Here is a 24,864-nt window from a genome sequence, read left to right on the forward strand (position 1 = left end):
TGTCTAAGGTGCTGGTATTGCCGATGGAGCGTGCTGGATGACTGCTGTTGATTTACCGGCTGTACCCCGTGTGTTGATTGCCGAGGCCGAACCCTGGTCCCGGGATTTGCTCAAGCAGGTGTTGCTGAATGTGCGCTGTGACGCACGGCTGGATGTGTGTGCCGATGGCCAGCGGGCCGCCGAGCTGCTGCGAGAGAAACCCTATGACCTGATCATCGCCGACTGGGAGCTGCCCGGCGTCGATGGCCTGAGCCTGTTGCGCAGCGTGCGCCAGCAACGGCGTTCGCCGCTGCTGCCGTTTATCCTGCTGAGCACCCGCAACGACAGCGCCAGCGTGCGCGAAGCCTTGCCCCTGGCGCCGACGGCGTACCTGACCAAACCCCTGAACATGGAAGGCCTGACCCAGCGCCTGCAAGACCTGCTGCTGAATGAAGGCGAGACGGTGTACTGCGAAGTCCCGGCCCTGGCGCCGGGCATGACCTTGCCGGTGTTTCTGGAACGGCGCCGCGAAGCCTCCGATGGCGCGCCGCTGCGGGTCGACGTGCAGGCCGCGGTGCAGCACAGCCTGGAGCCGGAAGGCCTGGACCTCAAGCGCCTGGAAGAGCAGGTGCGCATGGACCCGCAAATCACTGCGGTGCTGATCGCTGCCGCCAACAGCGCCGGCCATCACGGTTCGCCGGTGCAAACCCTGTCCATGGCCCTGCACAAGCTGGCGGCCGGGCAGAGCATGAACCTGATCCTGGGGCTCGCCCTCAAGCACAACGTGGTGCTGAGCGACCCAAGCCTTGTGGATTACGCCGAGCGTCACTGGCAACTGTCCCAACGCACCGCCGACTACGCCCGCAGCCTGGCGCGCATGCTCGACCTGGATCACGAGCGCTGCTACAGCGCCGGCATCCTCCATCGCCTCGGCGACCTGGCCTTGCTGCGGTGCCTGCAAGACTGGTTGCAGGGCGGCGGCGAACTGGATAACGAAGCGATAGGCGAGTCCCTTTACACCTTCGGTGCGGCCTACGGCTCGGCGTTGCGCACCCGTTGGCGCTTGCCGCTGGAGTTGCGCCAGTTGATCGCGGCGATTTATTCGCTGGAAGGCGGGGTGTATTCCCGGGAAGCGCTGGTGATGAACCTGGCGGCGCAACTCGCACGGCTGACCGAGCATGAAGGCGTTGAAGCGCTGGCGAAAAGCAAGACCGCACGCTTGCTCAAGGTGGGTTTGCCGGAATTGGCGCGTATGCGCAAAACCTAGCAGGCGATGCGGGCCAGTGTGGGAGCTGGCTTTTGTAGGAGCCGGGCTTGCCCGCGATGCAGGCACCTCGGTGTGTCAGTTGCACCGAGGTGATGCTATCGCAGGCAAGCCAGCTCCCACAGGGAATCGTGGTGCGTCAGCCCGTGAGCACGCGGTTTTTGCCCTGGCGCTTGGCCTCATACATTGCGGCGTCGGCACGGGCGAACAGGCTGTCTACGTTGGCGTCCTCGGCGGTCAGGCTGGCCAGGCCCTGGCTGACCGTGACCGCGAAGCCCTCACCGTCATGGCTGAAACTCAGTTGCGCAATCTCGTGGCCCAGGCGTTCGGCCACTTGCATCGCCATCTCCGGGGCGCAGCCGGGCAGCACGGCGGCGAATTCTTCGCCGCCAATGCGCCCGAACAGGTCGCCACGGCGCAGAACCCCCCGACCGCTCTCGGCGATACGCTGCAGCACCTGATCGCCCTCCAGGTGGCCGTAGGTGTCGTTGACCACCTTGAAGTCATCGATGTCCAGCAGCAGGAACGCCAGGGGCGTGCCTTGCAGGCAGGCGCGTTCGAACTCGTGGTGGGCGCACTCGAAGAAGTGCCGGCGGTTGCTGCTGCGGGTCAGCACGTCGGTGGTGGCCAGGCGGTGCAGCTCCAGTTCCAGGTGCTTCTTTTCAGTGATGTCCTCGGCCATGCCCACCACGATCACCGGCTGGCCAGGCTCGGCCTGCTGGTTGATGTAGCACTTGTCGCTGAGCCAGCGGATCTGCCCGTCGGCGGTGATGATGCGGTACTCGCGGTCTTCCACGGCGCCGCTGTGCAGCACCTGGGCCAGGCTGTGTTCGGCGTAGTCGATGTCTTCGGGGTGAATGCTGTTGCGCCATTCCTGATAGTCGGCGAGCAACATGCCTGCCGTACGTCCGAAAACCCGCTCATAGGCCGGGCTGACATACAGCACGCGGCGGGTGTCCCACTCGATGGCCCAGAGCACGGCGTTCACGCTGACCAGCAGCGAACTCAGCAGTTGCTCGCGTTCACTCAAGCGCTCCACTTCGCCCTGGGCATGCATCAGCTCCAGCAACGTAGCGGCGGCGGCCGGTCGTGGCTGGTCGAGGACGGGTGGGTCGGTGAAGGTCTGTTCGGGGACCATCGGCACAACTCTCTCTGGGCATGCCGCGGGGTTGGGCAGCGGTCACAACAAGGGCCGCCGGGATGGCGAAGTGTTGTTTGAGAGGGGGAATTTGCAGCGAAGTTCCGTTATCAGCGTCGATTTGAGGCGACCAAGAAATGGCGCCAGAAACCTGTAGGAGCGAGCCTGTTGGGGTGAGGGGCTTGCTGTGGCGAGGGAGCTGCTGTGGCGAGGGAGCTTGCTCCCGCTGGGCTGCGTAGCGGCCCCAAAATCCTGGGAGCGCTGCGCACTCCAGCGGGAGCAAGCTCCCTCGCCACAGCAAGCTCCCTCGCTACAGCAGCTCCCTGGCCACAAAAAATCGGCTCGCTACAGCCGTGTCAGACCGCGGCAGGCCGCAGCGAATAGGTTTTCAACTGGTGGGCAAAGTCTCGCAGGGATTGAATCCCGCTGGCCTCGGCCTCGTGTACCCATTCCTTGATCGCCGCCAGCATGTCATGCCCGTTGGTGCTGGTTTTCAGCCAGATCTGTTGCAGCGCCAGGCGCTTTTCGTAGATCACTTTCAGGGCCTGGCTGTGTTCCAGCATGCTTTGGATGCGCACGTGGTGACGGTCATCCAGCAGGCTGGTTTCCCGCGACAGCAGGCGCTTGGCGCGATGGAACTGGTGGCGCACCGAGTGATCGACCTTCTCCAGTTCCTGCTTGACCAGCGGGCCAATCACCAACTTGCGGTACTGGGCCATGATCTGGAAACGGTTGTTGAGGATCGCCATGGCGGTGTCCATGTCCAGGTGGCCCTTGCCTTCGACCCGGTGGGCGATCGGCGCGACCCGTTGCACCTTGGCCAGGCGCAGGAAGCTGAACACTTTGATCCAGGCCCAGCCCAGGTCGAATTCCCACTTTTTCACCGACAGCTTGGCGGAGTTGGGGTAGGTGTGGTGGTTGTTATGCAGCTCTTCGCCGCCAACGATGATGCCCCAGGGAATCAGGTTGGTCGCCGCGTCGCGGCATTCGAAATTGCGGTAGCCGATGGCATGGCCCAGGCCGTTGATCACGCCGGCGGCCCAGAACGGAATCCACATCATCTGGATGGCCCAGATGGTGATGCCGATGGTGCCGAACAGCAGCAGGTCGATCACGCCCATGATTGCCACGCCCAGCAGCGGGTACGGGGTGTAGAGCTTGCGTTCGATCCAGTCTTCCGGGCAGTTCTTGCCGTAGATACGCAGGGTCTCGGGGTTTTCGGCCTCGGCGCGGTACAGCTCGGCACCTTTGCGCAGGACGGTGGACAGGCCTTTGATCACCGGGCTGTGGGGATCGTCGACGGTTTCGCACTTGGCGTGGTGTTTACGGTGGATAGCGGTCCACTCGCGGGTGTTCTGCGCCGTGGTGAGCCACAGCCAGAAGCGGAAGAAGTGTTTCAGGCCAGCATTGAGCTCCAGGGAGCGGTGGGCTGAATAGCGGTGCAGATAGACCGTGACCCCGACAATGGTCACGTGGGTCATCAACAGAGTGACTGCCACCAGTTGCCAGGCCGACAAGTCAAGAAAACCGTTGTACCACATAGGCTGTATGGCCCTCAGATAAAGAAAAAAACAGCATCCGCATTATCACTCCCTTTGCGGATAAAACCAGTCACCGTTTCAGATAAGACTTACAAGGTGTTTCCTATTCTATAATCCTGACCCTTTGTAGGGCGATTCTGGTTTTTTAGTAAGGATTACTGACCATATGCTGTTTTCATACCGAGGTGCCCTGCGTGCGGGGCTGTTGTACCTGCTGGTTTCCATTGTGTGGATACAGCTCAGCCAGCACCTGTTGATCAAACTTTCCGACGAACCGGCGCAAGTGATCCATTGGCTGGCGCTGCGGGGCTATATCTGGATTGGCCTCAGCGCCCTGGTGATTTATCTGCTTTGCGCCCGTTTTGCCCGGGCAAACCTGATCCAGCAGCCCCTCAAGGAAAACCGCGAGCGGCTGCGCCAGGCCGCCGCTGTGTTCGATTGCACCCGCGAAGGCGTGCTGGTTACCGATGCGCAGGGGCTGATCGTGCACGTCAACCGTGCCTTCATTGAAATCACCGGCTACCAGGGCGAAGACGTGTTGGGCCGCCAGCCGAGCCTGTTCAAGTCCGGGCGCCACTCCGCGAGCTTCTATCAACAGATGTTCCAGACCCTGGAGCGTGACGGCGAATGGAGCGGCGAAATCTGGAACCGCCGTAAAAGCGGCGAAATTTATCCACAGTGGCAGACCATCCGCGTCATCCGCGATGAGCAGTGCAACATCAGCCACTACGTCGCGGTGTTCTCCGACATCAGTGCCATCAAGCACTCCGAGCACGAACTGGCGCACCTGGCCCACCACGACCCGCTGACCGACCTGCCCAACCGCCTGCTGTTCACCGACCGCGCCGAACAGGCCCTGGCCTCGGCGCAGATCCATAAACGCGGTTGCGCCTTGCTGTTGCTGGACCTGGACCACTTCAAGATCATCAACGACAGCCTTGGCCACAACGTCGGCGACCAGTTGCTCAAGGCCGTCGGCGAACGCCTGCAAGGCCTGTTCGGCCCCGGCGTGACCCTGGCGCGCCTGGGGGGCGACGAGTTCGCGGTGCTGGCGGAAAGTTGTCCACAGGTGGTCCAGGCGGCCGCCCTGGCGCAACGTATTCTCGATGGGATGAAAGAACCGTTCATCTTCGACGACCATCAGCTGTTTATCAGCGCCAGCATTGGCATCAGCCTGTTCCCCAGCGATGCCCTGAGCGCCGAGCAACTGCTGCGCAACGCCGATTCGGCGCTGTTCAAGGCCAAGAGCGCCGGCCGCGAAGGCTACGCCTTGTACACCGAAGAACTCACCGCCCACGCCCAGCACCGTGTCGAAATGGCCGGCGAACTGCGCCGCGCCCTGGACCAGCAAGAGCTGCGGGTTTACTACCAACCGGTGCACGACCTGCAGAACAGCCGCCTGATCGGGGTCGAAGCCCTGGTGCGCTGGCAGCACCCGGAGCGCGGGCTGGTGCCGCCGGGGGAGTTCATCCCGATTGCCGAGCGTACCGGGCTGATTGCCGATATCGACGCCTGGGTCATGGACCAGGCCTGCCGCCAGATGTGCCAGTGGCTGGCCGGCGGCGCACCGCTTACGTTCCTCGCGGTGAACGTGTCCAGCCGCCTGTTTGCCCGGCGCGAGCTGTATGAGCAAGTGGCCAAGGTGCTGCACGACACGGGGCTGGATCCGGCATTCCTGGAATTGGAAGTCACCGAAAGCGCGGTAATGGAAGACCCGGAAGTCGCCCTTGAACAAATGCACCGCCTGCGGGAGTTGGGCTTGCGCCTGGCCATTGACGACTTTGGCACCGGTTACTCATCGCTGCTGCGGCTCAAGCGGTTGCCGGTGCAGAAGCTCAAGATTGATCAGGGCTTTGTCGCCGGGTTGCCGTGGGATGAAGACGACGCGGCGATCGTGCGGGTGGTGATCGCGTTGGCGCAGAGCATGGGCATGCAGGTGCACGCCGAGGGTATCGAGCAGGTCGAGCAGGCGCGGTTTCTGTTGGAGCAGCGGTGTGACCTGGGCCAGGGGTACTGGTTTGGTCGGCCGATGCCGGCCAGTGAGCTGGATTGGGCGAGAGCGCCGATCATTCGCTGAACATCATGTGGGTTTTGTGGCGAGGGAGCTTGCTCCCGCTGGGGTGCGCAGCGCCCCCCCAAAATGGGACTGCTACGCAGTCCAGCGGGAGCAAGCTCCCTCGCCACAAATACAGCACTCGTTCTTGCTTCGGTATTTTCAGCCCCCAAACCCCGCGCAACCCCACGTCCCACCAGAAAATTCTTTCTGGTTATATAAACATTCTTAAATAGTATTTTTAAGAATATCCGCGCTTATCTACTATCGCCCTCACGCCGCAAGCAGTGCCGCCACTGCGAGGCACTTCTCATTTCAGGAGCACGACCATGAGCGCATCTCTACGTAGCGTTGACGGCCAGGACGAAGCAGCCATTTTGCGCGAGATCCAGAGCGCCCTGCGCGACCTGCGGTTTGGTGCGGTGGAAATCACTGTGCACAACGCCCAGGTAGTACAAATCGAACGCAAAGAGAAATTCCGTTTGCAGAACCCGGGCAACAAACCGAGCTGAGCAAGATCGGCGATTCGATTGCAAGACCCGCAACTATAAGAAAAAAGCCAACACCCAAGAATTTCAGGAGCCTTCTATGTCGTCGATTCGCCGTTATGCCCTGGCAGCACTGGCCAGTGCCGTGTTTGCCGGTTCCGCTGTTGCCAAGGATTACGAACTGCTCAACGTGTCTTACGACCCGACCCGCGAGCTCTACCAGGACTACAACGCTGAATTCACCAGCTTCTGGAAGAAAGAGCACCCGGGCGACAACGTCAAGATCCAGCAGTCCCACGGTGGTTCGGGCAAGCAAGGCCGCGCGGTGATCGACGGCCTGCGTGCCGACGTCGTGACCCTGGCCCTGGCCGGCGACATCGACGAAATCGCAAAACTGGGCAAGACCCTGCCGGAAAACTGGCAAACCCGCCTGCCGGACGCCAGCACCCCGTACACCTCGACCATCGTGTTCCTGGTGCGCAAGGGCAACCCTAAAGGCATCAAGGATTGGGGCGACCTGATCAAGAAAGACGTTTCCGTGATTACCCCGAACCCGAAAACCTCCGGCGGCGCCCGCTGGAACTTCCTCGCCGCGTGGGCCTACGGCCTGAAAGCCGGTGGCAGCGAAGCCAAGGCCCAGGAATACGTGAAAGAGCTGTTCAAGCACGTGCCGATCCTCGACACCGGCGCTCGCGGTTCGACCATCACCTTCGTCAACAACGGTCAGGGTGACGTGTTGCTGGCCTGGGAAAACGAAGCCTTCCTGGCCCTGAAAGAAGACGGCGGCGCCGACAAGTTCGACATCGTTGTGCCTTCGCTGTCGATCCTCGCCGAGCCTCCCGTGGCTGTGGTCGACAAGAACGCCGAGAAAAAGGGCAACACCGAAATCGCCACCGCCTACCTCAAGCACCTGTACAGCCCGGCTGGCCAGGAGATTGCGGCGAAGAACTTCTACCGCCCACGCGATGAGAAAGTCGCCGCCAAATACGCCCAGCAGTTCCCGAAACTGGACCTGGTGACTATCGACAAAGACTTCGGCGGCTGGAAAACTGCCCAACCGAAATTCTTCAATGACGGTGGCGTGTTCGACCAGATTTACTCGGCGCAGTAAGCAAAATCAAACTGTAGGAGCCAGCTTTCTGTGGGAGCCGGGCTTGCCCGCGATAGCATCACCTCGGTGTAACTGATACACCGAGGTGCCGGCATCGCAGGCAAGCCCGGCTCCCACAGACGCTCGCTCCTACAGTGGTATCTACCCGCTAACCAAGGACTCTTATGTCGCGTCGTATCTCCCCCGTCATACCCGGCTTCGGGCTGACGCTGGGCTACACCGTGGTGTACCTCAGCCTGATCGTACTCATCCCGCTGGCGGCGATGTTTGTACATGCCGCTCAACTCACCTGGGATCAGTTCTGGAACATCATCACCGCACCACGCGTGCTGGCGGCGTTGAAACTGAGCTTCGGCACCGCGTTTTGCGCAGCGATCATCAACGGCGTTATCGGCACCCTGCTGGCCTGGGTACTGGTGCGTTATACCTTCCCGGGTCGCAAGATCATCGATGCGATGATCGACCTGCCGTTTGCCTTGCCCACCGCCGTCGCCGGTATTGCGCTCACTGCGCTGTACACGCCGACAGGTCTGGTCGGGCAGTTCGCCGCCGACCTGGGTTTCAAGATCGCCTACACCCCCTTGGGTATTACCCTGGCGCTGACCTTCGTCACGCTGCCATTCGTGGTGCGTACCGTGCAGCCGGTGCTGGCCGATATCCCTCGGGAAATCGAAGAAGCCGCCGCCTGCCTGGGTGCCAAGCCACTGCAAGTGTTCCGCTACATCCTGGTGCCGGCGCTGTTGCCTGCCTGGTTGACCGGCTTCGCATTGGCGTTCGCCCGAGGCGTGGGTGAGTACGGTTCGGTGATCTTCATCGCCGGCAACATGCCGATGAAAACCGAGATTCTGCCGCTGCTGATCATGGTCAAGCTCGACCAATACGACTACACCGGCGCCACGGCCATCGGCGTGATGATGCTGGTGGTTTCCTTTGTCCTGCTGCTGCTGATCAACTTGCTGCAGCGGCGCATCGAACACCCATAAGGAGGCGCGGAACATGTCCCAATCGTCTATTTCCGCCGCGTCCTCGGCCAACGCTGCCCGTCGCGGCAGCGCGGTGTCCCGACGCATCCTGATCAGCCTCGGCTGGTTGATCTTCGCGCTGTTTCTGCTGCTGCCGCTGTTTATCGTGGTGTCCCAGGGCCTGAAAAATGGCCTGGGGGCGTTCTTCACCGCGATTCTCGAGCCGGACGCGCTGTCGGCGTTGAAACTCACGGTGATCGCCGTGGTGATCTCGGTGCCGCTCAACGTGGTGTTCGGCGTCAGCGCCGCCTGGTGCGTGAGCAAGTACTCGTTCCGTGGCAAAAGTATCCTGGTGACGCTGATCGACCTGCCGTTCTCGGTATCGCCGGTGATCGCCGGTCTGGTGTACGTGTTGATGTTCGGCGCCCAGGGCTTCTTTGGCCCCTGGCTGCAAGACCATGACATCCAGATCGTGTTCGCCTTGCCGGGCATCGTGCTGGCGACGATCTTCGTCACCGTGCCGTTCGTGGCCCGTGAGCTGATCCCGTTGATGCAGGAACAAGGCACCCAGGAAGAAGAGGCCGCGCGCCTGCTGGGCGCCAACGGCTGGCAGATGTTCTGGCATGTCACCGTGCCGAACATCAAGTGGGGCCTGATCTACGGCGTGGTGCTGTGTACGGCGCGGGCGATGGGTGAGTTCGGCGCGGTGTCGGTGGTGTCCGGCCACATTCGCGGCGTGACCAACACCTTGCCGCTGCACGTCGAGATCCTCTACAACGAATACAACCACGTCGCCGCGTTTGCCGTCGCGAGCCTGTTGCTGATCCTGGCGCTCTTCATCCTGCTGCTCAAGCAGTGGAGCGAGAACCGTATCAACCGCCTGCGCAAAAGCGCTGGTGAGGAATAAGTCATGTCGATCGAAGTCCGTAATGTCAGCAAGAACTTCAACGCCTTCAAGGCCCTGAACAGCATCAATCTGGACATCCAGAGTGGCGAGCTGGTGGCGTTGCTGGGCCCGTCCGGCTGCGGCAAGACCACCTTGCTGCGCATCATCGCCGGCCTGGAAACCCCGGATAACGGCAGCATCGTGTTCCACGGTGAAGACGTTTCCGGCCACGACGTGCGTGATCGCAACGTCGGCTTTGTGTTCCAGCACTACGCGCTGTTCCGCCACATGACCGTATTCGACAACGTCGCGTTCGGCCTGCGCATGAAACCGAAAAACCAGCGCCCGACCGAAAGCCAGATCGCGGTCAAAGTCCACGAGCTGCTGAACATGGTGCAACTCGACTGGTTGTCCGATCGCTACCCGGAACAACTCTCCGGCGGCCAGCGCCAGCGTATCGCCCTGGCTCGCGCGTTGGCGGTAGAACCTAAAGTGCTGCTGCTGGATGAACCGTTCGGCGCCCTGGATGCCAAGGTCCGTAAAGAGCTGCGCCGCTGGCTGGCGCGCCTGCACGAAGACATCAACCTGACCTCGGTGTTCGTGACCCACGACCAGGAAGAAGCCATGGAAGTGGCGGACCGCATCGTGGTGATGAACAAGGGCGTGATCGAGCAGATCGGCTCACCGGGCGAAGTCTACGAAAACCCGGCCAGCGATTTCGTTTATCACTTCCTCGGTGACTCCAACCGCCTGCACTTGGGTGAGGACAAGCACGTGCTGTTCCGCCCGCATGAAGTGTCGCTGTCGCGCCATGAGCTGGAAGACCATCACGCGGCTGAAGTACGTGACATTCGCCCACTGGGCGCGACCACTCGGGTGACCCTGAAGGTCGAAGGCCAGAGCGAACTGATCGAAGCTGAAGTGGTGAAAGACCACGACAGCCTGACCGGTTTGGCGCGGGGCGAGACGCTGTTCTTCAAGCCCAAGGTCTGGCAAAAAGCCTAAAAGCGCCGCAAACCCAATGTGAGGCTATGTAGTGAGCGGGCTTGCCCCGCGCTGGGCTGCGGAGCAGCCCCATCAATCTGCGGTGAACTCGGCGGGGGACAAGCCCCCTCACCACAGCAAGCCCGCTCCCACATTTGGATCTCCAGTGTTGCTCAGGCCGTGGCGTTCTTGTGCCGCACGGCCACCGGCCCCGAACGCTCTTCAATCTGCTGCTTCAGGTCATGCCGCAGCCCCACCAGAAACGCCAACTCCGCCACCACAAACAACGGCCCTACGATCAGCCCGGACACGTCATCGACAAACGCCGGTTTTTTGCCCTCGTAGTAATGCCCGACAAACTGGATCACCCAGCCCACCACGAACATGCCGATGCCGCTGCTCAGCCACACCAGCGTGCTTTGCGCTGCCAGTACATGCCCGGCCCACACCGACAGGCCCATCAGCACCGTCATCAGCACACCGAGTGCAAATTCCAGGCGCAGGTAGAACCACGCCGAGAGCAGCGCCACCACCACGGCCGGCGAGAGCCAGAGCCCGGCCACCGTCCATTCGGGGCGTGACAGCAACACGGCCACGGCCACCACAATCAGCGGGATGCCGATAAAGTGGCTGGCGATATTGCGCGGGTCACGGTGGTAGGCAGCGTATTGACTGAGATGGTCGACGAGGCTTTTCATTGTTGTTCCTCCTGTAGGATGTTTGATCATGCCCTGTAGGCCTGCGACACACTGTCAGCTGGCCGACAATCTTCGGAGTTCTCATGGATGCAGAGAAATGGCACCCGCGGCTGGCCACCGGTCACTGGTACAGCCATCTGCCTGCTGATTTACAGAATAGCTTGCTGGCCAGCGCCCGGCTGCGGCAGCTGACGGCGGGGCAGTACCTGTTCAAGCGCGGCGACCCACCGTGCGGGTTGTACGCGGTGCTGGAAGGCTCCCTGCGCATCAGCGCGGTGAACGAGCAGGGCAAGGAAGCCGTGTTGAGCCTGGCGGAATTGCCGTACTGGTTCGGCGAGATTTCCCTGTTCGACGGGCTGCCCCGCACCCATGACGCCTGCGCCGTCGGGCCTTGCACGCTGTTGCAGGTGCCGCAGCCGGCGTTGCTGCAAATCCTTGAAGAGGCACCGCGTTATTGGCGCGACATGGCCCTGTTGATGAGCCAGAAGTTGCGCTTGACCTTTATCAACATCGAGCAACTGAGCCTGATGCCGGCTTCGGTGCGGGTGGCGCACCGCCTGCTGATGATCGCCGAAGGCTACGGCGACATCGAACAGGCGCGACAGGTGTTGCAACTGCCCCAGGAAGACCTGGCCGCGATGCTGAGCCTGTCACGCCAGACCACCAATGCGTTGCTCAAGGACCTGCAAGGCCAGGGCATCGTGCGCCTGGGCTATGGCGAGATCGAAATCCTCGACCCGCAGCGTTTGCGCGAGGCGGCGCACGCCTGAGGGTGTTAGCCTGCGTTCACGATTATTCGAGGTGTGTTATGCGCGTCCTGCTAGTGGAACATGAGTCAGAGGCGGCCGAGGCGATGGGCCGCAGTCTTGAGGAGGCCAGCTACACGGTGGAGGTGGCGGCCAATGGCATGGCGGCCCTGCGCTTTGTGGAAAGCACTGAATACGATCTGGTGATCCTGGATGTGATGCTGCCGGGGCTGAATGCCTGGAAGCTGCAACAGGCGATTCGGTTGAAAGGCGAGACGCCGATGTTGTTTCTGACCACGCCGGACGGGATTGAAGATCGGCTGCGTGGGCTGGAACTGCACGAGGATGATTATTTGCTCAAGCCGTTTGAAGCCCGGGCGTTGGTGGCGCGGGTGAAGAAGGTGTTGCGGCGGGACCGGGGGCGCTGACTGCCTTTGGCTTTTGTAGTGGCTGAACCATCGCTATCGCGGGCAAGCCCGGCTCCCACATTTGGACACTGTTGCCCAAGACCACTCGGTCAACTGTGGGAGCCGGGCTTGCCCGCGATGGGGCCCTCACAACCACCGCAATACTCACTACCTTAACCCATCCCTAAACTGCCCCGGCGTGATCCCGGTCCAGCGCTTGAACGCCCGGTTAAAGCTGCTGGTATCGGCAAACCCCAACAAATGACTGATTTCCGCCAGTGAACACTCGGGATCCCGCAAATGCAGGAGCGCGAGGTTCTCCCGGCACTCATTCAGCAGCGCATCGAACCGGCAACCCTCGTCCGCCAGGTGCCGCTGCAGGCTGCGCAAACTCAAATGCAACGCCTGGGCGATCCGCTCGGCGCTCGGCTCACCGTCGGGCAGTTGCGCTTCGATGGCCGAACGCACTTTGCGCTCCCAGGTCAGCGGGCGCAGTTGCGCCAGGGTGCGCTTGAGCACGGTTTCATTGTGTTCGGCCAACTCCGGATTGGCATCGTCCAGGTGGCTGTCGAAGTCCCGGGCGGCGAATTCCAGCCGGTCTTCCTCGGCGGCAAAAAACACCGGCGCGCGAAACACCGTGTGCCACGGTTTGGGGTCGGCCGGCTCGGGCCGCCGCAGGTACACCGCCAGCGGCGCATACTCGCGGCCCAGGCGATTGCGGCAGGTGCGCACGTAGATCGCCGCGAACGCATCAATTGCCTCAAACGCCGGCGCGGGCGTGCCGGTGGGCTGTTGCAGGCGAAAGCGGTAACGTTCGCCCTCCCGGCTAAGCTCCAGGCTCAGGGCGTCGCTGACCACCTGGTGATAGCGCACGATCCGCTCGAACACTTCCCGCAGGCTGCCGCTGGCCACCAGCGCATAACCCAGGGCATGAAAGGTGGTGGGGCTGACAAACCGCGACACCCGCAAGCCAATCGCCGGGTCGCCGCTGGCCTGCACCGCCAGTTCCCACAGGCGCGTGGTGGCCGATAGCGGATAGCGTGCATTGGGATCGTCCATCAACTGCGGGTCGAGCCCGGCCTGGGCGCACAGCGCGGCGCTGTCGAGGTCCAGGGCGTCGAGCTGCTTGCGCAGGGCGCGGGTCCAGCTGGCGAGGGAGGTCGGTTCGGTCATGTTGATTGGCGCTTGCGGTCAACAGGTTGGCGTGTGGGGCTAGCGTCCCGCCAGATCGCATAGGGCAGGATGTACGCATCAATAAGACAGAGGATGGAAGCATGGACGGTACTTCTGCAAGCCCCCGGCAGATGAACGCGCAACAGCGTTCAGCGCATATCCGTGAAGTGGTGCTGGCCGAGGGGCAGTTATTGCGCCAGCGCCATCCGTGGCTGCTGCATCAGGACGCGTTGGGCGCGGGCATCCTGGCCTTTGCCCTGGTGGGCATGCTGGGTTCCGCGGCGCTGTACATCACCGGGCATATGGCGTGGTGGGTGTGCCTGTTGCTCAACGCGTTCCTGGCGTCACTGACCCACGAGCTGGAACACGACCTGATCCACAGCATGTACTTTCGCAAGCAACGCCTGCCCCACAACCTGATGATGGGCCTGGTGTGGCTGGCGCGGCCGAGCACCATCAACCCTTGGGTGCGGCGCCATCTCCACCTCAATCACCACAAGGTGTCCGGCAGCGAAACCGACATCGAAGAGCGGGCAATCACCAACGGTGAACCCTGGGGCCTGGCGCGGTTGCTGATGGTCGGCGACAACATCATGTCGGCGCTGATCCGGGTGTTTCGGGCTCCGTCCTGGAAGCATAAGCTGGGTATTCTCAAGCGCACGGCATTGGTTTACGCACCGCTGGCGCTGCTGCATTGGGGCGCGTGGTATGTATTCCTCGGCTTCCATGCGGCCAATGGCATCGCCAGCCTGCTGGGCGCGCCGATCGACTGGTCGGCCAACACGCTGGCGGTGATGCACGTGATCGACATCGCCGCCGTGGTGATCATCGGCCCCAACGTGCTGCGCACCTTCTGCCTGCACTTTGTCAGCTCCAACATGCACTACTACGGCGACATCGAGCCGGGCAATGTGATCCAGCAAACCCAGGTGCTCAACCCTTGGTGGCTATGGCCGTTGCAGGCGTTCTGCTTCAACTTCGGCAGCACCCACGGGATTCATCATTTCGTGGTCAAGGAGCCGTTCTACATCCGCCAGATGACGGTGAAAACGGCGCACAAGGTGATGGCCGAAATGGGCGTGCGCTTCAACGATTTCGGCACGTTTGCGCGGGCCAATCGGTTCGAGCGCGCCACCCATCCGTCGGTGGCGATCAATCCGGCTGAAACGGCGACGCGCTGAGGATCACCCCGGTTTCTTCGACGTATTGCTGCCAGTGGCCGATCAGGGTCGCCAGTTTTTGTGGGTGGCTCTGAGCAAGGTCATGGATTTCGCCGGGGTCCTGGCCCAGGTCGTACAGCTGCCAGGTGGCGGGCCCCACGGGCCCCGGGATGTACACGGCTTTCCACTGGCCCTGGCGAATCGCCCGGCGGCCAAACAGCTCCCAGCCGGTGACGGTGTGTTCGTCATGCACCTGTTCGGTTTCGCCGGACAGGAACCCCAACCACGACTTGCCACGCAACGGCGCCACCGGCTTGCCGCGCCACTGCTTGCCCGGATGGCGCACGCCGGCGAGGTCGAGAATGGTCGGCGTGATGTCCATCACCGTGCCGAAACCATGGCTGATCCGCCCCTTGAGGGACAGCTGTGGGTAATGCACCAGCGCCGGCACGCGGATCCCGCCTTCGGTGGTAAACGCCTTGAACAGCCGTGACGGGGCGGTCGCCACCTGGGCCCAGGCCGGGCCGTACCACACATAGGAATTGGCGCGGCCGATGTTCTCCAGGCGGTTGTCGTAGTGCTGGTTGAGGTAGGTCAGAAGCTCCGGGCCGAACTTGGGGAACGCTTCCAGCAGGGCACCTTCGGCGCCGTTATCCGACATGAACAGGATGAAGGTGTTGTCCAGTTGCCCCTGTCGGCGCAGGTACTCGACCACCCGCCCGATGTTCCAGTCCATGCGCTCGACCATCGCCGCATACACCTCCATGGCTCGCGCCGAGACCTGGCGTTGCTCCTCGCTCAAGGCCGCCCATTGGGTGTTCAATTCGATCAACGGATGGGGCTCCACATCCGCATCGATCAGCCCCAGCGCCTTGAGTTTTTCCAGGCGTTCCAGGCGCAGCACTTCGGGGCCGGCATCGTAGCGGCCGCGGTATTTTTCGACGATCTCCGCCGGCGCCTGTAACGGCCAGTGCGGGGCGGAAAACGGCAGGTAGGCGAAGAAGGGCCGGCTCTGGTCCCGCTCCTTGAGGTACTGCAGCAGCTTGTCGCCGAAGGCGTCCGAGGAGTAGAAATCCTCCGGCAACTGTTCGACGAAAGTGTCGTCTTCGATGTACAGCGCCGGGGTGGATTTGAGCAGGCCCGGCGTGGTGTCGTCGTAGGTCGGCTCGAAACCATAGTGGTTGGCCGCCCCCGGCAACAGCGAGAACGAACGCTCGAAACCCCGGGCGTGGGGCGCCAGTTCGGCGGTCAGGCCCAGGTGCCATTTGCCGCTCATCAGGGTCTGGTAACCGGCGTCGCGCAGCAGTTCCGGCAGGGCGACCACTTTGTCGTTGAGGTAACCCTCGTAGCCCGGCTTGCCGATCAGCTCCGGGGTGAGCGCCTCGGCCATGGTGCCGATCCCGGCGATGTGATGGTCGGTGCCGGTGAGCAGCATCGAGCGGGTTGGCGAGCAGGTGGGCGCGGTGTGGAAGTCGGTCAGGCGCAGGCCGTTGAGTGCCAGGGCGTCGAGGTGCGGCGTGGCAATTTCGCCACCGAAGGCGCCCAGGTCGGAGAAACCCATGTCATCGGCCAGAATCACTAAAAAGTTGGGACGTTGCGGCATCAATACGCTCCTCGTCAGCAGGCAATAAAGGCCAGGGGCAGGTCGCGGATCTGTTCGCGCACCGGTGGCTGGTAGTGGTCATCGCTGATCAGTTCGTGCAGCAGTTCTTCACGCAACTGATGAAAGTCGAAACTGCTGCGCTGGCGTGGATGGGGCAGGGCGATATCCACCACCTGCTTGATCCGCCCCGGGCGGGGTTCCATCACCACCACGCGGTCGGCGAGAAAAATCGCTTCTTCCACGTCGTGGGTCACCAGGATCGTGGTAATTCTGGCCCGCGCGCGGATAGCCAACAGCTCGTCCTGCATTTGCTGGCGGGTCAGGGCGTCGAGGGCGCCGAAGGGTTCGTCCAGCAGCAGGATGCGCGGGCTGGCCACCAGGCCACGGGCGATTGCCACCCGTTGCGCCATGCCGCCAGACAGCTGGTGCGGGTAGGCGCGGGTGAAGTCGGTCAGGCCTACCAGTTCGATGAAATCGCCGACGCGCTGCTGCTTTTCGGCGGCGCTCAGGGGCTCGTTGACCAGCCCCAGGCCGATGTTTTCTTCCACCGTCAGCCAGGGGAACAGACGGTGCTCCTGAACACGATGCCGCGTTCGCCCCCGATGCCACTGACCGCCTTGCCATCTACGCTGATCTGGCCGCGAAACTGCGTATCCAGGCCCACCAGCAAGCGCAGCAGGGTGGATTTGCCACAGCCGCTGGAGCCGACAATCGCGACGAATTCACCTTCGGCGATGTCCAGGTTGAATTCGCGGATGGCCTCCAGTTCGAAGCCGTCGACATCAAAGGATTTGCCCACATGGGTGAAGCTGACGATAGGTGCGTTCATGCGTGTCTCCAGCGGGTGGCGCGGGTTTCGATACGTTGGCCGATCAGGTTGAGAGTGGCGCCGGTAAGGCCCACCAGGAGCATGCCGCTCATGATCAGGTCCATGCGCAGCAACTGCTGGGCGCCGATCATCAGGCTGCCGATGCCGCCGTTGGACGGCATGAAATATTCGGCGCCGATGGTGCCCAGCCAGGCGTAGATCAGGCTCAGGCGCAGGCCGGCGAAAATCCCGGCTGCCGCACCCGGCAGCACCAGCCGTCGCAGGCGCTGGCCGAGGCTCAAGCGCAGGACCTGGGCGGCTTCGTTCAGTTGGGGTGACAGGTTCAGCACGCTGCGTTGGGTGGCGATAAACAGCGGGAAAAACGCCGCAAGGGCGATGAATACCCACTTGGCCAATTCACCGAGGCCGAACCAGGCGGTGAGCAGCGGCACCCAGGCGAAAATCGCGATCTGGCGCAGGGCGGCGAGGGTCGGGCCGAGCACGCGTTCACTGGTGCGCGACAGGCCCAGCAGCAAGCCCACGAGGAAGCCCAGGCCGCCGCCCAGCACCAAGCCGCCCAAGGTGCGCCCGAGGCTCAGAGCCAGCGCGCTGACCAGGCTCAAATCCAGCACGCCAGCGGCTGTGGTTTGCAGCACGGCCCATGGGCTGACCAGGATGTTCGGATCCACCCAGGCCTGCTGCGTTGCCAGTTGCCACAGTGCCAACAAACCCAGCGGCAGCAGCCACGGCTGCAAGCGTTGCCAGCCCTGGTAGCGCGGGCCACGGCGAATCTGCGCGGTGGCCGGGTGCGGCCAGTGCACCCACTTGCGGTCCAGCCAGCCGACCCCACGGTCCATGACCACCCCCAGCACGCCGATCACCACGATGCACACGAAGACGATATCCAGCATGAACAGCTGCCGCGCCCACACCATCAGGTAGCCGATGCCTTCGCTGGAGGCCAGCAGTTCCACCGCCAGCAACGAGGTCCAGCCGGCGGCCAGGGCCAGGCGCACACCGGCCATGAACGCCGGCAGTGCGGCCGGCAGAATCAGGCGCCGGATCAACAGGTGAGACGGCAGGCGCAGCACCCGTGCGGCTTCACGCAGGCCGGGCTGGGCATCGCGCACGCCCACCAGCGTATGCAGGGTGACCGGCACCACAATGGCCTTGACCAGCACCACCAGTTTCAAGGTTTCGCCAATCCCGAAAAACACCATGAACAACGGGATCCACGCCAGCGTCGGGACCTGTGACAGCGCGCTGAAGGTCGGGAACACCAGGCGCTCGGCCCGGGGACTGAAACCCAAAAGGGCGCCCAGCACGGCGCCGGCACTGACGCCCGCCAACAAGCCCCAGAACAGTCGTCGCAGGCTGATCGCCAAGTGGCTCCACAACTCGCCGCCCGCCAGTTCCACGGCGCTGCTCCACACCAGCGACGGCGCGGGCAGAATCTGTTCGCTCATCCAGTGATTGCGGCTGGCCAGCCACCACAGGGCAAACAATGCCAGCGGCAGCAGCCAGGGCAACAGGCGCTCGCCCAGGTGCGGCAAACGTGGCTGCCGCCCTTGGGCAGGGGCCGCCAGTGGCAGGCTCAACAGCGAGATTCGGGCCATGGATGACCTCCGTTGTCCGGTGGGCGTTATGTTTTTTTGATCTTATAAACAAACAATCAAGACGATTGAGGGATAAGAAAAACCATTTAAAGCCGCCACCCGACACGCATCCAATGCATTTGAAGAATATTTTCCATGCTGTTGATGCATAACCCTCTGGAGCCTGCGTTTGGCCGCCTATAGACCCGAAAGCTATTAAATTGTGAATTTATAGTATTTAAAGTTTTGACCCGCTTGTGCCTACTTTCTGCTCCCCAGGCAACCGCCGCCCACAGGAGCAACACCCATGAAGCTGCCCTTCAAACGCTTGATCACATTGGTCGCCGGTACGGCGTTGGCCGGGCTGGTGCAGGCTGCCGACCTCAAGGAGATCAGGATTGCCGTGCCCGACCTCAGCGCCGGTACCCAGCACAGCGGCGGCGGGGTGGTGGACGTGCTGCGCGAACAGCAGATCTTCGAAAAGGCCTTCGCCGAGCAGGGCATCAAGATCCAGTGGAATTTCTTCAAGGGCGCAGGCCCGGTGATCAACGAAGCCTTTGCCAATGGCCAGGTGGACCTTGCCTACCTGGGCGACCTGGCAGCGATCATCGGCAAGTCCAACGGCCTCGACACGCGCTTGTTGAGTGCCAGTGCCCGAGGCGTGAAACATTATCTGGGAGTGGTGCCCGGTTCGAGCATCAAGACCTTGCAAGACCTCAAGGGCAAGCGCGTTGCGGTGTTCCGTGGCACCGCCAGCCAGCTGTCGTTCGACAGCGCATTGGCCAGCCAGGGCTTGAGTGAGAAGGATCTGAAAGTCATCAACCTGGACTTCAACGCCGCCGTCGCCGCACTGGCTGCCAAGCAGATTGACGCGACCTGGGGCAGCTCGGGCCTGAGTGCGCTGCAAGCCAAGGGCCTGGCCGAGATACCGCTGAGCACCAAGGATTTGGGCGATGCCGGCAGTATCCAGGGTGTGCTGGTGGGCAGTGGCACGTTTGTCGATGAGCACCCTGAAGCCGTGGCCACACTGCTCAAGGCACAGCAGCAGGCGGTGCAATGGTTGACCGATGACAACAACAAACAGGCCTACATCCAACTGGTGTCGGGGCTGGCGAGTTATCCACCGGTGATCTTGACCAACGACTTGAAAGACCAGAAACTCAGCGAGATTTTCCCGTCGACCCTCGACCCGGTGTTCCTCGCCAAATTGCAGGACAAGGTGGACCTGGCGTCCCAGCAGCGGTTGATCCGCAAGCCGTTCCAGGTGAGTGATTGGGTAGCGCCGAAGCTGGCAGCAGCCGGAATCTGAAGCGAGGGGGCGGTTCTCAAACCGCCACACTCACCTCCTGTTGATCCACCGCCACCAGCGTCTCGATCATCGCCTTCGCCGCCGGCGACAAGCGAAAACCGGTGCGGCTGACGATCCCGCAACGCGCATTCAGGCTCTCCAGGTTCTGCGGCAGGTTGCGCCAGTGCAGCAGCACCAGCTCACCTTTGGCAACGTCCTCGGCGAACGCTTCCTCGGTGCCCACGCCAATGGAGTTGGACTGCAACACGATCTTCACCAAGGCCGGGAAGTGCTCGGTGTGAATGCTCGGGGAAAAATCCATGCGCCCGCTGAGGTTCGCCAGCAGTTTGCGAATGCCCTGGGAAATCAGCGGCGCGGCCAACGGGTAATCGAACATGTCGTTGGTGGACAGGCTGTCCTTGGCCAACAGCGGGTGCCCCGGTCGGCAGAAAAACACCCCGCGCTTGGGCGTCAGTGGCCGGGTCTGAAAGTTCGGGTCGGACTCGAACTGGCGGATGTCGGCGATAAAGAATTCGATCTCTTCGCGGCTCAGGCTGCGGCTGAGTTTTTCCCAGTTATCCACCTGGAAGCTGGTGCGGATTTTCGGGTGGGCGGTGATAAAGCGCGCCACCGCGTCCGGCACCAGTTTCACCGCCGGCGCCGGGCCGCAACCGAAGCGCAGTTCGCCGGCATCGAGCTTGGTCATGCGCGTGACTTCGCTGCTCAGCAACGCGGCGCCGTGCACCAGGGTCAGGGCGTGCTGCAGCACCACCTGGCCTTCGGGTGTGGGGCGCAGGTCCTTGTTGCCACGGTCTACCAGTACGCAGCCGAACTCCTGCTCCAGCCCCTGGATGCTGCGGCTGAACGCCGGTTGGGTGATGCCCATGGCGTCGGCGGCACGCACAAAACTGCGGTGTTCGTTGAGGGCAATGAAGTAGCGCAGTTGGCGAAGATCCATATGCTTTCCTGGCATCTGAAAAATAGGTCGAAGGCATTTGCGACCGGGGGAGCTGAGGTTTTAAATGCAAGCTCTTATTCCGTCAACGAAGCATGTGTTCATTTGCTAGACCTAAAATGCATATGAATAGAGCGTTGTTGCACGCTACTCCCAACCGAAAGCTGGCACATGAGGGTCATCACCATGAGCAACGCCGCACTAGCTGTTCAACCCGTCGCCCTGGCGCTGGATATCCACCCGGTAGCCGGACGCATTGGCGCCGAGATCCGTGGCATCACGTTATCCGGCGGGCTGGATGCCGCCACGGTCGAAGCCATCCAGCAGGCGCTGGTGCAGTACAAGGTGATCTTCTTCCGCGAGCAGACCCACCTTGATGACCAGAGCCAGGAAGCTTTCGCCCATCTGCTCGGCGAGCCGATTGCCCACCCCACCGTACCGGTGCGCGACGGCACACGGTTCCTGCTGGAACTGGACGGCGCCCGTGGCCAGCGCGCCAACTCGTGGCACACCGACGTGACCTTCGTCGATGCCTACCCGAAAGCCTCGATCCTGCGTTCGGTGCTGGCGCCGGCTTCGGGCGGTGACACCGTCTGGGCCAACACCGCTGCCGCCTACAACGACCTGAATGCCGAACTGCGTGAGCTGGCGGACAAGCTTTGGGCCGTGCACAGCAATGAATACGACTACGCCGCGCGCAAGCCGGACGTATCGCCGGAGAAGCTCGAGGAGTACCGCAAGGTCTTCACCTCGACGGTCTACGAGACCGAACACCCGGTGGTGCGCGTGCACCCGGTCAGTGGCGAAAAAACCTTGCTGCTGGGGCACTTCGTCAAACGCCTGAAGGGCTATTCACAGGTGGATTCGGCGCACCTGTTCAACCTGCTGCAAAGCTACGTCACGCGCCTGGAAAACACCGTGCGCTGGCGCTGGAACACCGGCGACGTGGCGATCTGGGACAACCGCGCCACCCAGCATTACGCGGTGGATGACTACGGCACCCAGGAGCGCATCGTGCGCCGGGTGACGCTCAAGGGCGATGTGCCGGTGAGCGTGCAGGGGCAGCGCAGCCAGACCACCCGCGGCCTATAAAACCACCGCAATATTCGTGGCTAGGGGGCTTGCTGTGGCGAGGGGGCTTGTCCCCCGTTGGGCTGCGAAGCGGCCCCAGGAACTGCCAACGTCATTGTATCTGGCAGACCGCATGTACCTTATTGGGGCTGCTTCGCAGCCCAACGGGGGACAAGCCCCCTCGCCACAAAAGCGGGTTTCGGCGTCACCAAACGCCGATCTGCACCACCTTCTCTGCCTCCGGCTCGCCATACCGAAACCGTTGGCCACGCAGATCAATCTCGGCGTGGCTGATGGTGGTGCGCCGCTTCAAGCCCCGCAGCCATTCGAACAGATAACCCCGATGCGCCTCGCGCACATCGGCATGCGCCGGGTCGGTGCCCAGGTCATGCAGTTCCTGCGGGTCATTCTGCAAGTCGAACAACTGCGCGCGGTAACCGTCGTAGGCCAGGTATTTCCAGCGCTCGCTGCGCACCATGGTCATGCGGCAGCGGTCGATGGGCTGCTCCAGGCGTTCGCGGGCCGGGGCCTGGAACGCATAGTCGTATTCGGCGATGGCGTAGCGGCGCCAGTCGATGTCTTCGCCGTGCAGCAGCGGAATCAACGAGCGGCCCTCAAGGCGATGTTCGGCACCCGGTAATCCCAAGGCTTGCAGGAACGTCGGCAAGGCATCGATGGTTTCCACCAGGCGCTCATCCACCGTGCCTCGGCTGATATCGGCGGCGGCACGCGGGTCGCGCACGATCAGTGGAATGCCTACCGCCGGCTCCAGCAGGAATTCCTTTTCACCCAGGAAATGATCACCGAGGAAGTCACCGTGGTCGCTGGTAAACACGATCAGCGTGTCGTCCCAGCGGCCATTGCTTTCGAGGAAATCAAACAGCCGGCCGAGTTGATCGTCCACCTGCTTGATCAGGCCCATGTAGGTCGGAATCACGTTAAGCCGCACTGCGTCCCGGGAGAAATTCAGGCTCTCCTGGTGCTGCCGGAAGGCCTGGTACACCGGGTGATCGCTGGCCTTTCCGGAGGCGGCTCGGATCGGTGCCTGCACCTGCTCGGCGGTGTACAGCGCGTGGTACGGCGCCGGGGCGATGTAGGGCCAGTGTGGCTTGATGTACGACAGGTGCAGGCACCACGGCTGCTCGCCCTGCTCGGTGATGAAGTCGATGGCGCGATCGGTGGTGTAGACGGTTTCCGAGTGCTGCTCGTCCACCCGCGCCGGCAGGTGAGCGTTACGCATGTGCCAGCCGCTGAGGATCTCTCCGGATTCGCCGGCCGCCGCATTCGCCCATTCGTGCCACGGGTTGGCGCTGTCGTAGCCCTGCTCGCGCAAGTAGTGGGTGTAGGGCGCGGACTCGCGTTTTTCGGTGAACAGCGGGCTGTCGGGGAAGATTCCGTCGTGCCGGAAATACGCCTCGAAGCCCACTTCGTTCAGCGGTTGTGCCTGGGCACTGTCGGGGTCGATCTCCAGGCGTTGCAAGGCCTCGAGATTGGGCGTGGCGTGGGTCTTGCCCACCAGCGCGGTACGGATGCCGTGGGGCCGCAGGTAGTCGCCGATCGTCAGTTCTTCCAGGGGCAGCGGCACCGCGTTCCAGGCTACCTGGTGGCTGCTGACGTAACGCCCGGTGTAGGCCGACATCCGCGACGGGCCGCAAATCGTGCCTTGGGTGTAGGCCCGGCTGAAGCGCACGCCGGCGGCGGCCAGGCGGTCGATATGGGGGGTGTGCAAATGGGCGTGGCCATAGCACGAGAGGTAATCGCGGCGCAGTTGGTCGCACATGATGTAGAGCACGTTGCGCACAGGTTTGGGGTGGGACATGAGACTTCACCGAACGGAGGACAGGCGAACGATTTCGCCGCTTGGCAGGCGTTGAAGCAAGTGCATTCGGGGAATGGGTTTCATGCAGTGGGCGCATGGGTGTGGCGACCGGTGCTATCGCAGGCAAGCCAGCTCCCACCTTTGAAATGCATTCCCCTGTGGGAGCTGGCTTGCCTGCGATAGCGGTCGCTCAGACAGCAAAATTCTCCAGCGCACACACCTCTTCATCCTGCTCATCGATCACCTTGATCTGCTCGATCATCGCCTCGGCCAGCGGTGACAGGCGATACCCTGCGCGGCTGACAATCCCGTAGCGGGTGTAGCGCTCCTCCAGGTCTTCGGCCAGGCCTTCAATGCGCAGGCACACCAGTTCGCCACGGGCCATGTGCAGCACGTCGCTGTTGGCGCTGACGATGCCGATGGCGTCCGAACGCAGCACCACGCCCAGCAGGCTATAGCCGTTTTCGCATTCGACGTTGGGCGTGTAGTCGGGCCGGCCACTGAGGTCGACGATGACCTTGCGCAGGTTCGGCGGGCGGATGGTCACCGCCAGCGGATAACTCATCAATTCTGCGCCGGTCACGCTTTCCCGGGTTGCCAACGGATGCCCGGCACGGCAGCAGAAGTACCATTTGCGCGGGCGCAGCCGGTGGGTCTGGTAGTCCGGGTTGGCTTCAAAGTGCCGGGTGTCGGCGACGAAAAATTCGAACTCTTCGCTGAGCAGGCGCTTGCTCAGGCTTTGCCAGTCGTCCACCTGGAACTGCACCCGGGCCTTGGGATAGCGCCCGATGAAACTGCCGATGGCTTTCGGGATCAGCCCGGCAGCGGGCGCCGGGCCGCAACCGAAACGTAACTCTCCGGCCTCCAGCCCGTTGAATTGGCTGATTTCATTGGCCAGTTGCTGGGCGCCACTGACCAGCCGCCGTGCATGTTCGAGCAGCACCTGGCCTTGTTTGGTCGGCGCCAGGTCCTTGCGGCCACGGTCCACCAACTGGCACCCGGCGCTGAGTTCCAGCGCCTGGATGCTGCGGCTGAAGGCCGATTGCGACAGGTTCACGGTCACCGCCGCCGCGACAAAACTGCGTTGCTCGGCAAGGGCGATGAAGTGGCGAAGTTGGCGCAGGTCGATATGCAT

21 protein-coding genes and 1 pseudogene are annotated in these 24,864 nt (G+C 62.6%); 12 read left to right on the forward strand and 10 right to left on the reverse strand.

Going from position 1 to position 24,864, the window contains the following annotated elements; all coding sequences use genetic code 11:
- Positions 1-37 precede the first annotated feature (37 nt).
- Positions 38-1,246 (forward strand): HDOD domain-containing protein, encoded by a 1,209-nt coding sequence (locus tag JFV30_RS29935; RefSeq protein ID WP_201125859.1) that lies wholly within the window; start codon positions 38-40, stop codon positions 1,244-1,246.
- Between the two features lie 136 nt (positions 1,247-1,382).
- Here JFV30_RS29935 and JFV30_RS29940 read toward each other — a convergent pair whose 3' ends face one another.
- Together JFV30_RS29940 and desA are read right to left on the reverse strand one after the other, a co-directional pair.
- Complete coding sequence (locus JFV30_RS29940; protein WP_201125860.1) at positions 1,383-2,381, reverse strand: GGDEF domain-containing protein; 999 nt, start codon at positions 2,379-2,381, stop codon at positions 1,383-1,385.
- Positions 2,382-2,737: 356 nt separating this feature from the next.
- A complete protein-coding gene (gene desA / locus JFV30_RS29945; RefSeq protein WP_010168824.1) occupies positions 2,738-3,922 on the reverse strand; it encodes a delta-9 fatty acid desaturase DesA in 1,185 nt (394 codons plus the stop codon).
- A gap of 166 nt (positions 3,923-4,088) precedes the next feature.
- On the opposite strand from desA, the gene dibA reads away from it, so the two are divergent.
- The 6 genes from dibA to JFV30_RS29975 all read left to right on the forward strand — a co-directional run bounded on the left by dibA (position 4,089) and on the right by JFV30_RS29975 (position 10,427).
- Positions 4,089-5,999, forward strand: coding sequence for a phosphodiesterase DibA (gene dibA, locus JFV30_RS29950; RefSeq protein WP_201125861.1), 1,911 nt, complete (start codon positions 4,089-4,091; stop codon positions 5,997-5,999).
- A gap of 305 nt (positions 6,000-6,304) precedes the next feature.
- A complete protein-coding gene (gene oscA, locus JFV30_RS29955; RefSeq protein ID WP_003170956.1) occupies positions 6,305-6,487 on the forward strand; it encodes a sulfur starvation response protein OscA in 183 nt (60 codons plus the stop codon).
- Between the two features lie 76 nt (positions 6,488-6,563).
- The gene (locus JFV30_RS29960) at positions 6,564-7,574 is read left to right on the forward strand and encodes a sulfate ABC transporter substrate-binding protein (RefSeq protein WP_010168832.1); all 1,011 of its coding nucleotides are present in this window, start codon (positions 6,564-6,566) and stop codon (positions 7,572-7,574) included.
- Between the two features lie 164 nt (positions 7,575-7,738).
- Positions 7,739-8,557 carry a sulfate ABC transporter permease subunit CysT gene (cysT, locus tag JFV30_RS29965; RefSeq protein WP_010168834.1) on the forward strand — a complete coding sequence of 273 codons (819 nt, stop codon included), beginning with the start codon at positions 7,739-7,741 and terminating at the stop codon, positions 8,555-8,557.
- 13 nt (positions 8,558-8,570) lie between these two features.
- Positions 8,571-9,443, forward strand: coding sequence for a sulfate ABC transporter permease subunit CysW (gene cysW, locus JFV30_RS29970; protein WP_010168836.1), 873 nt, complete (start codon positions 8,571-8,573; stop codon positions 9,441-9,443).
- Positions 9,444-9,446: 3 nt separating this feature from the next.
- Complete coding sequence (locus tag JFV30_RS29975; RefSeq protein ID WP_010168838.1) at positions 9,447-10,427, forward strand: sulfate/molybdate ABC transporter ATP-binding protein; 981 nt, start codon at positions 9,447-9,449, stop codon at positions 10,425-10,427.
- A 152-nt stretch (positions 10,428-10,579) separates the two neighbouring features.
- Here JFV30_RS29975 and JFV30_RS29980 read toward each other — a convergent pair whose 3' ends face one another.
- Positions 10,580-11,104 (reverse strand): Mpo1 family 2-hydroxy fatty acid dioxygenase, encoded by a 525-nt coding sequence (locus JFV30_RS29980; RefSeq protein WP_010168840.1) that lies wholly within the window; start codon positions 11,102-11,104, stop codon positions 10,580-10,582.
- A gap of 83 nt (positions 11,105-11,187) precedes the next feature.
- On the opposite strand from JFV30_RS29980, the gene JFV30_RS29985 reads away from it, so the two are divergent.
- Together JFV30_RS29985 and JFV30_RS29990 are read left to right on the forward strand one after the other, a co-directional pair.
- On the forward strand, positions 11,188-11,874 hold the full coding sequence (locus tag JFV30_RS29985) for a Crp/Fnr family transcriptional regulator (RefSeq protein ID WP_010168842.1): 687 nt from the start codon (positions 11,188-11,190) through the stop codon (positions 11,872-11,874).
- A gap of 38 nt (positions 11,875-11,912) precedes the next feature.
- Positions 11,913-12,278 (forward strand): response regulator, encoded by a 366-nt coding sequence (locus JFV30_RS29990; protein ID WP_003218132.1) that lies wholly within the window; start codon positions 11,913-11,915, stop codon positions 12,276-12,278.
- A 147-nt stretch (positions 12,279-12,425) separates the two neighbouring features.
- Here the strand turns inward: JFV30_RS29990 and JFV30_RS29995 are convergent, their stop codons facing one another.
- Positions 12,426-13,430 (reverse strand): AraC family transcriptional regulator, encoded by a 1,005-nt coding sequence (locus JFV30_RS29995; protein WP_201125862.1) that lies wholly within the window; start codon positions 13,428-13,430, stop codon positions 12,426-12,428.
- Positions 13,431-13,531: 101 nt separating this feature from the next.
- Here JFV30_RS29995 and JFV30_RS30000 point away from each other — a divergent pair, with 101 nt between their 5' ends.
- On the forward strand, positions 13,532-14,611 hold the full coding sequence (locus tag JFV30_RS30000) for a fatty acid desaturase (RefSeq protein ID WP_201125863.1): 1,080 nt from the start codon (positions 13,532-13,534) through the stop codon (positions 14,609-14,611).
- Here the strand turns inward: JFV30_RS30000 and JFV30_RS30005 are convergent.
- The 3 genes and pseudogenes from JFV30_RS30005 to JFV30_RS30015 all read right to left on the reverse strand — a co-directional run bounded on the left by JFV30_RS30005 (position 14,583) and on the right by JFV30_RS30015 (position 18,617).
- Positions 14,583-16,193: an arylsulfatase gene (locus JFV30_RS30005; protein ID WP_169386663.1), complete on the reverse strand. Its 1,611-nt coding sequence runs from the start codon at positions 16,191-16,193 to the stop codon at positions 14,583-14,585. The two genes, JFV30_RS30000 and JFV30_RS30005, sit on opposite strands and share 29 nt — an antisense overlap.
- A gap of 14 nt (positions 16,194-16,207) precedes the next feature.
- Positions 16,208-17,022, reverse strand: a pseudogene (locus JFV30_RS30010) (ABC transporter ATP-binding protein).
- Positions 17,019-18,617: an ABC transporter permease gene (locus tag JFV30_RS30015; protein WP_201125864.1), complete on the reverse strand. Its 1,599-nt coding sequence runs from the start codon at positions 18,615-18,617 to the stop codon at positions 17,019-17,021. The pseudogene JFV30_RS30010 and the gene JFV30_RS30015 overlap by 4 nt, the downstream one beginning before the upstream one ends.
- A 286-nt stretch (positions 18,618-18,903) precedes the next feature.
- On the opposite strand from JFV30_RS30015, the gene JFV30_RS30020 reads away from it, so the two are divergent.
- Positions 18,904-19,905 carry an ABC transporter substrate-binding protein gene (locus JFV30_RS30020; RefSeq protein WP_010168850.1) on the forward strand — a complete coding sequence of 334 codons (1,002 nt, stop codon included), beginning with the start codon at positions 18,904-18,906 and terminating at the stop codon, positions 19,903-19,905.
- A 16-nt stretch (positions 19,906-19,921) separates the two neighbouring features.
- On the opposite strand, the gene JFV30_RS30025 is transcribed toward JFV30_RS30020, so the two are convergent.
- The gene (locus JFV30_RS30025) at positions 19,922-20,842 is read right to left on the reverse strand and encodes a LysR family transcriptional regulator (protein ID WP_201125865.1); all 921 of its coding nucleotides are present in this window, start codon (positions 20,840-20,842) and stop codon (positions 19,922-19,924) included.
- A 183-nt stretch (positions 20,843-21,025) separates the two neighbouring features.
- Between JFV30_RS30025 and JFV30_RS30030 the strand changes: the two genes are divergently transcribed.
- Positions 21,026-21,931 carry a TauD/TfdA dioxygenase family protein gene (locus JFV30_RS30030; RefSeq protein ID WP_169386661.1) on the forward strand — a complete coding sequence of 302 codons (906 nt, stop codon included), beginning with the start codon at positions 21,026-21,028 and terminating at the stop codon, positions 21,929-21,931.
- Between the two features lie 184 nt (positions 21,932-22,115).
- On the opposite strand, the gene JFV30_RS30035 is transcribed toward JFV30_RS30030, so the two are convergent.
- Together JFV30_RS30035 and JFV30_RS30040 are read right to left on the reverse strand one after the other, a co-directional pair.
- The gene (locus JFV30_RS30035; RefSeq protein ID WP_201125866.1) at positions 22,116-23,729 is read right to left on the reverse strand and encodes an alkaline phosphatase family protein; all 1,614 of its coding nucleotides are present in this window, start codon (positions 23,727-23,729) and stop codon (positions 22,116-22,118) included.
- 190 nt (positions 23,730-23,919) lie between these two features.
- Entirely contained in the window at positions 23,920-24,864 is a 945-nt protein-coding gene (locus JFV30_RS30040) for a LysR family transcriptional regulator (RefSeq protein ID WP_010168858.1), read from the reverse strand.

The sequence above is a fragment of the Pseudomonas sp. TH32 genome (assembly GCF_016650855.1).
Lineage (GTDB): Bacteria > Pseudomonadota > Gammaproteobacteria > Pseudomonadales > Pseudomonadaceae > Aquipseudomonas.